Source organism: Mesorhizobium sp. M7A.F.Ca.ET.027.03.2.1 (assembly GCF_003999175.1).
Classification (GTDB): Bacteria; Pseudomonadota; Alphaproteobacteria; order Rhizobiales; family Rhizobiaceae; genus Mesorhizobium.
This window is the reverse complement of record NZ_RZOM01000053.1, coordinates 1-12200: the sequence shown is the minus strand read 5'-3', so window position 1 is coordinate 12200 and position 12200 is coordinate 1. Positions and strand designations below refer to the sequence as shown.

17 protein-coding genes are annotated in these 12200 nt (G+C 61.3%); 9 read left to right on the top strand and 8 right to left on the bottom strand.

Features of this window, described 5'->3' with window-relative positions; translation table 11 throughout:
- Positions 1–132: 132 nt before the first annotated feature.
- Complete coding sequence (locus tag EN750_RS04385; RefSeq protein WP_127395724.1) at positions 133–1470, bottom strand: PRC-barrel domain-containing protein; 1338 nt, start codon at positions 1468–1470, stop codon at positions 133–135.
- A 254-nt stretch (positions 1471–1724) separates the two neighbouring features.
- Here EN750_RS04385 and EN750_RS04380 point away from each other — a divergent pair, with 254 nt between their 5' ends.
- Positions 1725–2645 (top strand): diacylglycerol kinase family protein, encoded by a 921-nt coding sequence (locus EN750_RS04380; RefSeq protein WP_127395723.1) that lies wholly within the window; start codon positions 1725–1727, stop codon positions 2643–2645.
- Between the two features lie 29 nt (positions 2646–2674).
- Here the strand turns inward: EN750_RS04380 and EN750_RS04375 are convergent, their stop codons facing one another.
- Positions 2675–2875, bottom strand: a complete 201-nt coding sequence (locus tag EN750_RS04375; protein ID WP_127269171.1) for a hypothetical protein — start codon at positions 2873–2875, stop codon at positions 2675–2677.
- 170 nt (positions 2876–3045) lie between these two features.
- On the opposite strand from EN750_RS04375, the gene EN750_RS04370 reads away from it, so the two are divergent.
- Positions 3046–4557, top strand: a complete 1512-nt coding sequence (locus tag EN750_RS04370) for an HWE histidine kinase domain-containing protein (protein WP_164873940.1) — start codon at positions 3046–3048, stop codon at positions 4555–4557.
- Positions 4558–4572: 15 nt separating this feature from the next.
- Here EN750_RS04370 and EN750_RS04365 read toward each other — a convergent pair whose 3' ends face one another.
- From EN750_RS04365 to EN750_RS04355, 3 genes are all read right to left on the bottom strand, one after another.
- A complete protein-coding gene (locus EN750_RS04365) occupies positions 4573–5031 on the bottom strand; it encodes a hypothetical protein (RefSeq protein WP_127395721.1) in 459 nt (152 codons plus the stop codon).
- An 11-nt stretch (positions 5032–5042) separates the two neighbouring features.
- Entirely contained in the window at positions 5043–5369 is a 327-nt protein-coding gene (locus EN750_RS04360; RefSeq protein ID WP_127395720.1) for a DUF883 family protein, read from the bottom strand.
- Between the two features lie 128 nt (positions 5370–5497).
- Positions 5498–6259 carry a Crp/Fnr family transcriptional regulator gene (locus tag EN750_RS04355; RefSeq protein WP_127269632.1) on the bottom strand — a complete coding sequence of 254 codons (762 nt, stop codon included), beginning with the start codon at positions 6257–6259 and terminating at the stop codon, positions 5498–5500.
- A gap of 147 nt (positions 6260–6406) precedes the next feature.
- Between EN750_RS04355 and EN750_RS04350 the strand changes: the two genes are divergently transcribed.
- On the top strand, positions 6407–6778 hold the full coding sequence (locus EN750_RS04350; RefSeq protein ID WP_127395719.1) for a response regulator: 372 nt from the start codon (positions 6407–6409) through the stop codon (positions 6776–6778).
- A 13-nt stretch (positions 6779–6791) separates the two neighbouring features.
- On the opposite strand, the gene EN750_RS04345 is transcribed toward EN750_RS04350, so the two are convergent.
- Together EN750_RS04345 and EN750_RS04340 are read right to left on the bottom strand one after the other, a co-directional pair.
- The gene (locus tag EN750_RS04345; protein ID WP_013529285.1) at positions 6792–7343 is read right to left on the bottom strand and encodes an RNA polymerase sigma factor; all 552 of its coding nucleotides are present in this window, start codon (positions 7341–7343) and stop codon (positions 6792–6794) included.
- A gap of 3 nt (positions 7344–7346) precedes the next feature.
- On the bottom strand, positions 7347–7550 hold the full coding sequence (locus tag EN750_RS04340; protein WP_023810998.1) for a NepR family anti-sigma factor: 204 nt from the start codon (positions 7548–7550) through the stop codon (positions 7347–7349).
- A gap of 216 nt (positions 7551–7766) precedes the next feature.
- Between EN750_RS04340 and EN750_RS04335 the strand changes: the two genes are divergently transcribed.
- From EN750_RS04335 to EN750_RS40435, 6 genes are all read left to right on the top strand, one after another.
- A complete protein-coding gene (locus tag EN750_RS04335; RefSeq protein WP_023810997.1) occupies positions 7767–8561 on the top strand; it encodes a response regulator in 795 nt (264 codons plus the stop codon).
- 268 nt (positions 8562–8829) lie between these two features.
- Complete coding sequence (locus tag EN750_RS04330; protein ID WP_013529282.1) at positions 8830–8997, top strand: DUF1328 domain-containing protein; 168 nt, start codon at positions 8830–8832, stop codon at positions 8995–8997.
- 178 nt (positions 8998–9175) lie between these two features.
- Positions 9176–10204 (top strand): sensor histidine kinase, encoded by a 1029-nt coding sequence (locus tag EN750_RS04325; protein ID WP_189526050.1) that lies wholly within the window; start codon positions 9176–9178, stop codon positions 10202–10204.
- A complete protein-coding gene (locus EN750_RS40440) occupies positions 10201–10515 on the top strand; it encodes a hypothetical protein (protein ID WP_236383520.1) in 315 nt (104 codons plus the stop codon). Before EN750_RS04325 ends, EN750_RS40440 begins: the two co-directional genes overlap by 4 nt.
- 120 nt (positions 10516–10635) lie before the next feature.
- The gene (locus EN750_RS04315; protein ID WP_127267715.1) at positions 10636–10962 is read left to right on the top strand and encodes a hypothetical protein; all 327 of its coding nucleotides are present in this window, start codon (positions 10636–10638) and stop codon (positions 10960–10962) included.
- An 83-nt stretch (positions 10963–11045) separates the two neighbouring features.
- Entirely contained in the window at positions 11046–11642 is a 597-nt protein-coding gene (locus tag EN750_RS40435) for an MFS transporter (RefSeq protein ID WP_127395718.1), read from the top strand.
- Positions 11643–11730: 88 nt separating this feature from the next.
- On the opposite strand, the gene EN750_RS04305 is transcribed toward EN750_RS40435, so the two are convergent.
- Positions 11731–12200 (bottom strand): patatin-like phospholipase family protein (locus EN750_RS04305; protein ID WP_145967406.1); only part of this gene is annotated, 470 nt, incomplete at its 5' end.

The window sequence follows — 12200 nt, the reverse complement described above, 5'->3', positions numbered from 1 at the left end:
CTCGATCAGTCGTTGGCACTGGCCGAATTGACCCAGAACGGCCTCGTCGGCCATGCCGCTGGCCTGCAACCTGGCCACACATAAATAAAGCCCGCGCCGTTGCCAGCGCGGGCTTCATTGGGCTGAACAGAATTACCTTACGATCATGCGCTGCTGATCGCGCTGCTCAGCATAGCTGCCCTTGTCATAGGCGGTTTGAGCCTCGAGCTGCTCCTTGGTGAAGGTCGTGTAGAGGTACTTGTTGCCGTCCTTGTCGGTCATGAATTTGAGATTATCCATACCAACCGCGACCTCCTTTTCACCGACGCCTAAGAAGCCGCCAACGTCGACGATCACCGCGTCCGTCTTGTTGTCAGGCGCAAGCACGACATCGCCGATTTCGCCTACCCTGGCGTCGTTTGCGCCGTAGACAGTCGTGCCCTTCAGGTCATCGGCACGAATCTCGCCGACCGGCATCTCGGTCAACGTCGACTTGTCGATGGCGGCAGTCTGTGTCTGGTCGGGAGCCGAGGCGTCAGGGGTGGTCGCTGCCGGAGCTTCGGCGGTCTTATCTGCCGGAGCGACAGCAGGAGCCGTCGTGTCGGACGGCACAGCAGCCGGAGCGGTGGCCGCAGGCTCGTTGGAAGCCGTCGTGGCCGGCGCCGGATCATAGGCCTTGCGGTCGAAATCGAGCTGCGCCTGCAGCTCTTCCTTGGTGGTCTGGGCCACCAGCCAGCGGTCGCCATTCTTCTCGGCCCACTGCGCCTTAGAGAAATCATAGGTGACATTCTTGGCGCCGAGGCCAAGGAAACCGCCCACGCCGATGACCAGGGACTCGGCCTTGCCTTCCTTGGTCAGCACGATGTCGTTGACATCGCCGATATTCTGCGCGTCATCACCGGTTCCGTTATATACGTCTTCACCGATGATGTTGGTGGCAAGGTTACCGTCCGCGCGCTTTACCGGTTCCGCCGGAGCGGCGTTCATGTCGGCCGGCTTTTGTGCCGTATCCGTCGTAGCAGGTGCCGTAGGTGCGGTCGCGTCGGTCGATGCCGCAGGTGCGGGGGCCGGACTGTAGGGCTGGCTGTCGAATTCCGCCTGAGCGGTCAACTCGTCCTTGGTCGTCTGGGCTACCAGCCAGCGGTCACCATTCTTTTCGGCCCACTGCAGCTTGCCGTACTCGAAGGCGACGCTCTTGGCACCGACACCCAGAAAACCGCCAACGTCGATGACAACGGATTTCGCCTGCCCATCCTTGTCGAAGACGACGTCGCTGACATTGCCGATGTTCTCGGCATCATCGCCAGTGCCGTTGTAGACGGATTCACCGATGATGTTGGTGACGATGCTGCCCTCTGCGCGGACCGTCGCGGCGCCTGACTCCTGAACGGCTGGGCTCTGTGCCGGCGCCGGGGTCGTCGCACTCTGCGCATATGCGCCCGTCGCGATCAGTGTTGCGAGTGCGGTCGTGGCTAAAAGATTGCGGATCATGATAGTCTCTCCTCGTGCCTGATCTCGTGCGCCGCGTCTTCGCCGGAAAGTCGGACGCGGCATCTACAGGTTCACAACGTTGTGACCAGTCTGTTGTTCCGACAAAACCGCGCCGTCCGGAAATCGAAATCACAGAAATGATCGAGCGGCTTAGAAGCCCCTTCGTGTCAAGGGAACCTTTCCGTCGCCGCCGCGTTTCCGCCATCGGCTGGGCGTGTCCCGGCCGCTTTTTGGCTGACATGATGGAGCGGGGTATGAAATTCGCAGCGGTGCTGAACCGGGATGGCGGCACTTTGCGCACCACCGACCTCGTCGCCTTCTCCGACAGGATGCATCAGACGCTGGAGACGGCAGGGCACTCGCTCAGCATCGAAATTGTCGCCGGCAAGGACGTGGTGGAAACGCTCGACAGCGCGGCTTCGCGTCGCTCTGTCGACGTCGTGCTGGCGGGTGGCGGCGATGGGACCATTTCCGCCGCGGCCGCGCGGCTGATGGGCACGAAGAAGGCGCTTGCCATATTGCCGGCCGGCACCATGAACCTGTTCGCGCGGGGGTTGGGCATTCCGCAGTCACTCGATGGAGCGCTGAAATCCTTCGCCGACTGCGAAATCATCGCGGTCGACGTGGCGACCGCCAATGGCCAACCTTTCATACATCAGTTCTCGATCGGCATGCATGCGAAGATGGTGCAACTGCGCCAGAAGATGGAGTTCGGTTCGCGGTTGGGAAAGATCCGCGCCTCGGCCAAAGCGGCTTGGGCGACGATCAACAATCCACCTGCGATGAATGTGACGCTCGGCATCGGCGAAGCCGAAATGGCGGCACGCATCACCGGCATCGGCATCACCAACAATTTGTTCGGCGAAGGCCATTTGCCTTACGCCGACAATCCGGCGGGCGGCGTGCTCGGTGTCTATGTCACGGTGGCGAAGCAGCGCGCCGAATTGGTCAAGTTTTTCTTCAACGTGGCGCGCGGCAAATGGCGCGACAACGAACATGTCGAAATCCACCAGACGAACAGAACGGTGCTGAAAATCCATTCGAGCAGCCGCAAGTTTCGCGCTGTGATGGACGGCGAATTGGTCAGGCTTGACCGTGAAACGGTAATCGAAATCCAGCCTGGCGCGCTGAATGTGCTGGTGCCGGCGAGCGCGGCCCAATCGAGAGCCGCCTGATGCGATGCGTTGCAACGAACAAACCGGCTTTAGCCAGCAGGAGCCTGCTCGGTGGTGCTGGGCGTGGGGACATGCTGTTCATCGCTGGTTGGCGCCTTGATCAACACACCATAAATCTCGGCAATGCCCCACGCAGCAAACACCAGAAGCAATGCGGCGATCAGGATTCGAAATCCATGCCAGCCCCATCGCCCCTGCCGCGCCTTGTTTTCTGGAATGATCTTGGCCATGCTCGATCCCTGTCTCATTCTGCACCAGCTGGCGCGCTCGGCAAATCATGGTCGGGTAACGGTTCCTCGCTAGGATGGTTCCGGAAAAGCGCGCTGGCCTTGCACCAGCGCAAGCAGGCGGCGGCGAAGACCGGGACGAGGCAAGTGGGGTGACTGGCAAGACGCAAACAGTGCCCGAGCTGCCGGCCGAAGTTGCGCGCGCAGTCAAGGATGTTGACCGGCTCGCCGTGCTGCACGGGTTGGAGATGCTGGATACGGCGGCCGATCCCGATTTCGACCGCGTCAGCAGCCTTGCCGCGGCGGTGATGCAGGTGCCGATGGCCCTGGTCACGCTCGTCGACCTCGAACGGCAGTGGTTCACATCCTGCTTCGGCCTGGACGAGGCCGAAACCGCGACCGACGTCTCCTTCTGCGCCCATGCGATTGCCGCCGGCGACGAACCGATGGTGGTGGTGGATGCAACGACGGATCCCCGTTTCAAGACCAACCCGCTGGTCACCGGAAAGCACCATGTCCGCTTCTATGCCGGCGCGCCGATGGTTGTGGCAGGTGCCCGCATCGGCACGCTGTGCGTGCTCGACCGCTCGCCGCATGGTTTTCCATCCCACGCCGAGCTCGACCAGCTGAAGTCGCTCGCCGGCCTCGCTGCCAGCCTGTTCACCCTCAAGGACGCAACCCGCAGCGGCGCGATCGCCGAGGCCGCACTGGTTCGCGAGGAAAAACGACGCGCCATCGCACTCGATGCGGCGTCGCTCGCCAGTTGGGCATGGGATATCCGCACCGATATCATCGAATGCGACACATTGATGTCGGAGCTGTTCAGCCTGCCGCGCTCCAACCGGCTGCGCGCACGTGACATCCTCACCGCCATCGATCCGCGTGACGTCTACCAGACCGAAACCCGCTTTCGCGACGCCCTGACCGGCAGCGACGACTATTTCGGCGAATACCGGGTGAAGGGCTTTCATCCGCCGCGCTGGCTCGCCACGCGCGGCCGTGTCATCGAGCGTGACGGCGACGGCAAGCCGACCTTGATCTTCGGCGTCAACTACGACATCTCCGAGCGCAAGCTCGGCGACGAACGGCAACGGCTGCTGCTGCGTGAGCTCAACCATCGCGTCAAGAACACTTTGGCAACCGTCCAGGCGCTGGCAACGCAGACCGTACGCCATGCCCGCCAGCCAAGCCAGTTCCTTGAGGCCTTCGGCGCCAGGCTTCAGGCCTTGGGCATCGCCCACAATCTGTTGTCGGACCGCGAGTGGCGTGGCATCGGCATCAGTGAACTCGTCCAGATCGAGGTCAAACCTTTCGAAACGGCCGAGCAGCCGCGCATGACGATCTCCGGCGACGACCTGCTGCTGTCGCCCGACCAGGCCGTCGGGCTTGGCCTGATCCTGCATGAACTCGCCAGCAACGCGCTGAAATATGGGTCGCTGTCGGTGCCGTCAGGCAGGGTCGACCTCGGCTGGAGGACGCAAGGCAGGAGGGATGCCCGGCGTCTTGTGCTGACCTGGCGCGAAAGCGGCGGCCCGCAAGTCGCTCCGCCGGATCGGCACGGCTTCGGCTCGATCCTCATTCGCCGCAGCCTGGCCAAGGTCATTTCCAGCGAAGTGACCCATGAATTCCGGCCGGAGGGCGTGTTTGCCGAAATCTCGATGCCGCTGGAAGAGTTGTCAAAGTGACCTCTCCCAACAGCTCTATCTCCGCTCGCTCTCATCCAGATCGTCGGATTTCACATTCTCGCGGTAGATGGCGTAGGCCGCGAGCGCCACGGCCGGCCCAAGAATGACGCCGAGACCGCCTTTTCCCTTGAGCAGGCTCGGCAGCACGGCGAGTGCGGCGGTGATGCCGATCGCCTTCATGTCGGCATTGCGGCGCTGCGCCCGGCGCCGGGCGCGTGAGCCTGCGGAGATCCGGTAGATCAGCAGGATAAGTCCGGCAAGCACCAGGAAACCGACGCCAAACCCCAGTGCCGCGGCAAGCGGCCCATAGCGCAGCGCCGTCCAGATATAGGCGGCCCCGACAAGAAAGCCGAGACCGCAAAGTGCGGCGGCCAGGGCGATCACATAGACGATTGCCGCCGTGCGCGCCCGGTGTATGGCGGCCACGGTTTCCCCCGAGGCGAGGCCCGAGATCAGGGTTGCCAACATTCCCATCCGGAGCGCGACTAGCGACGCGCGATGAGCGCGAAAAGGAAGCCTACGCCGGCGGCGATCGCCAGTGACGTCACCGGCTTTTCACGCACGCTTGCCATCATCTGCGCTTCGATGTCCTTGGCATTGCTGCGCAGGCTGTCAAAGGCTGCTTCGCCCTGCGCACGCAACTGCTCGACCCCTTCCGTGGCTGCGCGGCGCGCGGTGCCATAGCCATGCTCGCCGGTCTTGGCCAGTTGTTTGGTGAGCTTGTCGATGTGGGCCTTCAACTGCCTGATGTCGGCTTCCAGGTCCGCATTTGCACGGGCGTCGTTTGCGGTCTTTCCTGCGGCAGTGGCCATGGCTTAACTCCTTGTGATTGCTTGGTTTCAAACGCGCTGCGCGTCTCAAGGTTCCGGCATCGGGGACAAAGTAGCCGAAAACGCATCGGCGCGCACCCGGTCCGCCGGCTCCGGCAAAACACGCTTCCTCAGATTAATGGCCGGCGCGCTTCACCCAGCCCTTCCCAGCCGGCGAGCCGCTTGAGCCCTTCATTGTCGGAAACCACGCAGCCGCCGTCGCGCCAGACGATCAGCTTGCGATCCATCAGCTTACGGATCGTCTTGTTGGTGTGAACCAGCGACAGGCCAAGCGTATCGGCGATGTGCTGTTGCGTGATCGGTATCTGGACGGATTGGTTGCCATTCAGTCCGACAACCTTGGCGCGGCTGCCGATGAAGGCGATGAGATAGGCAGCGCGCTCGATCGCACTGCGGCGCCCGAGGCTGAGCAGATTCTCGTCCAGCATCCGCTCTTCACGCGATGCGATCCAGGTGATGTCATAGGCCAGCCCGGGATGATTGCGGTACAGCTCATGCAGATATTCGCGCTCGAAAACACACAGCAGCATCGGCGACAGTGCCTCCACGGAATGCTGCATCTCGCCCATCACACTGCCTTGCAGGCCAATCAGATCACCGGGCATGAGATAGTTGAGAATCTGGCGGCGGCCGTCCAGCAACAGCTTGTAGCGAAACGCCCAGCCGGAGAGCACCGTGTAGAGATGGGCGCTATGGCTTCCCTCCACCAGCACCGTGCCACCCTTTTCGACTGCGAGTTCGCCCTTCTTGAATTTGCTGATGAAGGCCAGTTCCTGTTTTTCGAAATCGCGAAAAATCGGCAACGGCCGCAATGGGCAGTTCTCGCAAGGATATTGGCGGCTGGAGAAAGCGCTATTGTTCTGAACCGACATTTCGACCCCCCTTCGAAAGCCGCTCTTGGAGAGCGCGTTTCAACGCGTTGCAAGGATTGAGGTTCCGCCCGCTTGCCACATGTCTTTTTTAAATGACAGCAAGCGAATTAGCGATCATGACTCCGGCGTTTCAAGGAGTCTTTGCCTGTGCCCACATTGCTCGACGGATTGCGGATTCTGGTCCTGGAGGACGAATTTCTGATCGCCATGGACGTCGAGCAGCTTTGCCGCGACCATGGCGCCGATGAGGTGGTGATCGCCCGTGACCTGACCGAGGTCGATGGCCGCGAGGTCGCCACGCGATTCGATGCAGCCATTGTCGACTTGATGCTGGGCGGCGCCTCAACCATCGATTTCGCCTCCGGGCTGCGCGCGGCAGGCATACCTTTCGTGTTTGCGTCGGGCTATTCGGATGTCGATGAAATCAAGGCATCGTTTCCGGGCGTCAGGGTGGTTGGCAAACCCTATTCGGGTGAAGACCTCGTGCAAGCGGTCGCCGCGGCCTGCGGACGCGCTTGAGACACGATCGCGGTCAGCTCGCCGGCGAGCTCGTTACCTGGGCCGAAATTGCGTCCGGACCATACTCGTCCTCGCCTGATATTTTCAGGATCTCCTGCAGGCGCGTACGGGCTCGGCTGACGCGGCTCTTGATCGTTCCCACCGCGCAACCGCAGATCTCGGCGGCCTCCTCGTAGGAGAAACCAGATGCGCCGATGAGGATGATGGCTTCGCGTTGGTCCTCCGGCAATTGCTCCAGGGCGCCGCGAAAATCCTTCAGGTCGAGCTGGCCGTGCTGCGCCGGATGAACGGCAAGCCTGGCCGTCATGATACCGTCGCTGTCCTGCACTTCGCGCCCGCGCTTGCGCATCTGAGAATAGAACTCGTTGCGCAGGATGGTGAAAAGCCACGCCTTGAGATTGGTGCCGGGCTGGAAGCTCTCATGCTTGTCCCAAGCCTTGACGAGGGTTTCCTGGACGAGGTCGTCGGCTTTATCGGCATTTTGCGTCAGCGACACGGCGAACGCGCGCAGACTTGGGATTGCCCCAAGCAGATCAGTCTTGAAGCCTTGTGAGACCGCGGCCATGCCTCAGTCCTTCTTCTGTGCGGGTTCAGCCTGTTCCAGCTGGCTAAGCAACTGGGAAAAGCGATCCGGCACATCGTCGGAGACCAGCGCGTCGTAATATTGTTTGAGTTTGCGTCCGATTTCGGAGTTCGGCCCAAGAGCGTCACCAGAACCGTTCCGGCGCCTGCTTTCGGCGCCAGCCAGAATATCTTTCGTCATATCCTTCATTTTGCCCTTGTATTCCCAGCGCTCAAACCGCTCTTATCATACTCAACACAACGCAAGCGGCGCCGTCGTCTGGTTGCCCATCCCGACCCCAAACGCCCCTCCCCGGCATTTGTTCCGTCGAGGCGGAACTTTTTCAAAAAATCCGCGTTATTGTTCGGGCTTGCAGTCAGCTTGACCTGCTACGCAATCACGTCATTCTGAGGGAGACGTCTTACCATGAGCTTATCCGCCACCATCGCACCACATCTGCCCTTCCTGCGCCGCTTCTCGCGGGCTGTTTCCGGGTCGCAAGAGAGTGGAGATGCGCTGGTAGCCGCGATGCTCGAAGCCATCATCGCCGATATCGAGATATTTCCCGAAGCATCGAGCGACCGCATCGCGTTGTACAAGGTTTTCGCCAAGCTGTTCACATCGGTCGCCATCCGCGTCCCACAGGAGCAGGCGCAATCGGCGTGGGAACAGCGCACCGCCGCCAATCTGAATGCAATTGCACCACGGCCCCGTCAGGCGTTCCTGCTCGTGGCTGTCGAAGGCTTTAGTGAGGACGAAGCGGCTGAGATCCTCGACGTCGGCGACCAGGAGTTTTCAGAGCTGCTTGCCCAGGCGAGCAACGAGATATCCCGCCAGGTGGCAACCGACGTTCTGATCATCGAGGATGAACCGCTGATCGCCATGGATATCGAAGAAATGGTCGAGAGCCTCGGGCACCGGGTCGTTGGAACGGCGCGCACCCATGCCGAGGCAGTGATGATGTTCGGCAAGACACGGCCGAAGATGGTGCTGGCCGACATCCAGCTTGCCGACGGCAGTTCCGGCATCGAGGCCGTGAACGAGATCCTGTCATCGACGTCGGTGCCGGTCATCTTCATCACCGCCTTCCCTGAGCGCCTGTTGACTGGCGAGCGACCGGAACCGGCCTTCCTGGTCACCAAGCCGTTCAATCCCGACATGGTCAAGGCGCTGATCAGCCAGGCACTGTTTTTTGACCGGCAGGCGAAAGCAGCCGCATAGTCGCGAATTGAGGAGTGGAGGAATTGAGGAATTGAAGGCGACAGCCTCGCTCGCCGATTTCTCCAGATCATCAAAATCGTCCATTCATCAATTCCTCAATTCTTCAATTCTTCACTTCGGGCCGCCTGATCCACGCATCGGGCGGTGAGGGCGAATTTCCTGCGCGTCCGGCTGCCGAACGATTTGCAAGCTCGGTCTTTTTCGGCAAAGGGTGGGAACAAACCGCAACCACCCACGTTTTTATCGCATCATTCGAAGGAGATGCATCATGCTTTACTGGGCGCTCGTATTTCTCGTCGTTGCGATCATCGCCGGCGCGCTTGGTTTCGGCGGCATCGCCGGTACATCTGCCGGCATAGCGCAGATATTGTTTTTCATCTTCCTCGCTTTCCTGGTCATTTCGCTTCTTGCGGGCCTGTTCAAAAGGGCTTCGTAAAGACGGACGGCCGAACACTGGAAGCCGCACCCCTCAAACGGTTTCCAGCCACCGCCGGGCGGTGTCCTTCAAAGGACGCCGTCCGGCGGACCGTTTTTTGGCGGCGGGTTCGGGAAACCTCTTTGGAACCCATTCACCGGTGAGCCGTTCAGCCTGAATTGGGTGGACAGTTTGGCCGATGGGTTCCAGGACCGGAAACAGGAAGGACGTGCAAAGCGATGAAGTCATCGCCCTCCATCCTGCCGAAAGCGGCATGCAGCTCGGCCGCGCCCTTCTTCACGCGTTGCACAATGCCGGCATTTCCGTTCTCTACCAGGATCGCGAGATGAAAACCGTATGGGCGCGCAACATGCGTGCGCCCTGGGTTTCGGACACCGCCGACAGCATCGGTATTCTGCCGGAGGCGCAGGCCGACCGCATCGGCGCGGCCAAGCGCGACGTCATTGCATCCGGCAACCCCCAACGTCTCGAGATCAGCGTTCCCGTCGAGGATGGCAGCCGCTGGTTTGAGGTCTGGATCGATGCCGACCACGGCGACGGCGGCACGGTGCAAGGCGTCGTCACCACGATGGTCGAGACGACCGAGCAGAAGCGCCGTGAGCAGACCCTGACGACGCTGTTGCGGGAGGTGAGCCATCGCTCGAAAAACCTGCTGGCGATCATCCAGAGCATAGCCACCCAGACCGGTCGCTACTCCGACAGCATCGGCGATTTCCTGACACGTTTTCGCGGCCGGCTGCAATCGCTGGCTTCGTCCCAGGATCTCGTGACCTCTTCCAACTGGCGGGGCGCCGCACTTCGCGAACTCGTATCGGGCCAGGTGGGCCGCTACGGAGGCGATCCGGTTCGCAGCCTGAGGTTTCAGGGGGCCAACCCCTATCTCAATCCCAACGCTGCCCTGCATATCGGCCTTGCGATGCATGAACTCGCCGTCAATTCGGTGAGCTATGGCGCCCTGTCGCGGCCCGATGGATTCGTCAATGTTACAGCCAACCTGACCGCCGCCGACACGGGAACCTCCCTGTCGTTGACATGGGCCGAGGCAATCGGAGCCAGTGATGTCAGGCGTAGCGAGAAGCGCTTCGGCAGCGTCGCACTCGAACGGGTCGTGCCGGCGTCACTGAACGGAACGGCGACGCTCGAAATCGCGGCTGGCCGTCTCGAGTACCGCCTTGTCGTTCCACACGGGAATTTCGAGACGGATTGAGCGACCCGAGCTTTCTTAACCAGCTGTTCACCATAAAAGCAGATGCTGTTTTTCCCAGATACCGCTGGAACCTGTTGCATCACCGAACATTTCCGCAGCAGGATTTGCAGCATGGTGCGGGAGGGAATGCCTTGACGGTTGCCGATATGAACAGACTGGAGCAGGCCGCCCGGATTTCCATGGGCGAGTTTGAGGACTCCGAGTCATCCGCGCCACCGCTGGCCCCTGTCCCCAACGGAGCCTTGCGCCTTGTTGCGTTGGCCTTGGTGGCGGTGATCGTGGTGGTCGCCCTGTACCAGCTGGTCTATTGAGGCCAGCTCGTTTCGGCCGGCGACAGAATCAATTGTCGCCGTCTTATTTCCCTGCCCGGCCAGCGCGCCAGGAACTTTGGCTGATGTGGACCGTTACTATGGCGAGAGGACTTTCCCGCCATGGAACATATCGCTGCATTGCTGCTGGTCATCGGTTGCTCGAACACGATGGCCGACTGCCGTGAACTCCAGGTGCCCGTCAGCATTTTCGCGACCGCCGAGCAATGTGTGGCCGAGCGCCCATTCGTCTTGGGCGACGTGCAAGGGCAGGCTGATCACATCGTCGCCAAATGTCTTGCCGTCGATCCGGTGCTTGAAGACGACTATGATCAGATCGTCTGGAACGTGCGCGCCGATGGTACGCTTGACGCTTCATTGGCAATTTCCAGCCTGGTAATGGCGTCGAACGCGGCAGGCCCAGAAAAAGACTATCTTCACCAACAATAGATTGCAGCAGCAAAGGCCGTCATTTCATGCTAAATGGCAGCTGGAGCTTTACCAAGTGAGGACAAAAAGTGAGGAGTGACTCTATGCGGAAGATGATTATTGCCCTGGTTGCGGTGGTTGCCGTCAGCGGCTGCACCTCGACCGAACAGGACGTGGTTGGCGGCGGCTTGATCGGCGCCGGTGTCGGCGGCTTGGTCGGCGGCGGCAAGGGCGCGGCACTGCTGCTCACCAAGTGGGGGACTCGCGCCACGATGGTTGCCGGCATGTTCATCTATGGGATCGGGCTGGTGGCGATCGCTCTTGCTCTGTCACCAGGCGGGTCGTACTGGGCCGTGCTGCCCGGGATCCTCATCTATGGTTTCGGTGGCGGCATCGCCTTTACGACGCTGTTCGTAGCTGCCGCTTCCGGAGTGGCCGCCAACGAACAAGGAGTCGCCTCGGCGCTAGGGTCGACATCCCTACAGATCGGCGCAGCCTTGGGTCTTGCCGCCGCTCTTGTCGTGGCCAATGTCGGTTTGGGTGGAGTGGCCGCTACCACATCGGATGTCGTCGACGGATTGCGTATGGCAGGATTGTTCGCCGCCGCCGCGGTTTTCCTTGGTGCGGTTCTGGCTCTGATGCTCAAGCAGGCTCCGGGCATAGCCCAGGATGCCGCCACCTCTGCCGAAGCTGCGCACTGATCCTTGCTCAGTCACCTTGAAGCGCGTCGCGTTGAATTCAATCGACGTGCTTCAAGTGTTTTGATTCCATGCGTTGGGAAGATATGCGTCAGGCGAGAACGGTCTGCAGCCGGGTCAGTTCGCCGATCTGCGCCATCGTCGCCTGATAGCCGAGGTTGATCGCCTCGTCGGCGCGGTGGAATTCGGTCAGGCCGATATGGCTGAGCTTCGGCTGCAGCGACATATCGGGCGGGTCGCCGGCAAGCCTGGCGCGCGAAATCCGGTCCTGAATGATGTTGAAGGCCTCGACCATGACGCCGGTGATGCCGAGCCGCGTCTGATGCGACTGGCGCTCGGCGTCGATCTGACCAGGCCGCGGCGCGTCCTTTTCAACGACCAGCTCGCCGGCGCTGTGCTTGATGACGGCGGCGCGGCCGAACAGATCATAGTGAAGGTTGACCGCCACGACGAGCGGCTGCTCATAGGCGCGGCAGACCGAAACCGGTACCGGGTTGACCAGCGCGCCGTCGACCAGCACGCGGCCGTTGCAATTCACCGGCTCGAACACGCCGGGCCGCG

Coding starts and splice junctions, on each gene's coding strand:
- EN750_RS04325 (WP_189526050.1), top strand. CDS start 9,176: ATGGGTTCCAGGACCGGAAACAGGAAGGACGTGCAAAGCGATGAAGTC.
- EN750_RS04375 (WP_127269171.1), bottom strand. CDS start 2,875: ATGGCCAAGATCATTCCAGAAAACAAGGCGCGGCAGGGGCGATGGGGC.
- EN750_RS04315 (WP_127267715.1), top strand. CDS start 10,636: ATGGAACATATCGCTGCATTGCTGCTGGTCATCGGTTGCTCGAACACG.
- EN750_RS04345 (WP_013529285.1), bottom strand. CDS start 7,343: ATGGCCGCGGTCTCACAAGGCTTCAAGACTGATCTGCTTGGGGCAATC.
- EN750_RS04365 (WP_127395721.1), bottom strand. CDS start 5,031: ATGGGAATGTTGGCAACCCTGATCTCGGGCCTCGCCTCGGGGGAAACC.
- EN750_RS04330 (WP_013529282.1), top strand. CDS start 8,830: ATGCTTTACTGGGCGCTCGTATTTCTCGTCGTTGCGATCATCGCCGGC.
- EN750_RS40435 (WP_127395718.1), top strand. CDS start 11,046: ATGCGGAAGATGATTATTGCCCTGGTTGCGGTGGTTGCCGTCAGCGGC.
- EN750_RS04340 (WP_023810998.1), bottom strand. CDS start 7,550: ATGAAGGATATGACGAAAGATATTCTGGCTGGCGCCGAAAGCAGGCGC.
- EN750_RS04335 (WP_023810997.1), top strand. CDS start 7,767: ATGAGCTTATCCGCCACCATCGCACCACATCTGCCCTTCCTGCGCCGC.
- EN750_RS04385 (WP_127395724.1), bottom strand. CDS start 1,470: ATGATCCGCAATCTTTTAGCCACGACCGCACTCGCAACACTGATCGCG.
- EN750_RS04355 (WP_127269632.1), bottom strand. CDS start 6,259: ATGTCGGTTCAGAACAATAGCGCTTTCTCCAGCCGCCAATATCCTTGC.
- EN750_RS04380 (WP_127395723.1), top strand. CDS start 1,725: ATGAAATTCGCAGCGGTGCTGAACCGGGATGGCGGCACTTTGCGCACC.
- EN750_RS04360 (WP_127395720.1), bottom strand. CDS start 5,369: ATGGCCACTGCCGCAGGAAAGACCGCAAACGACGCCCGTGCAAATGCG.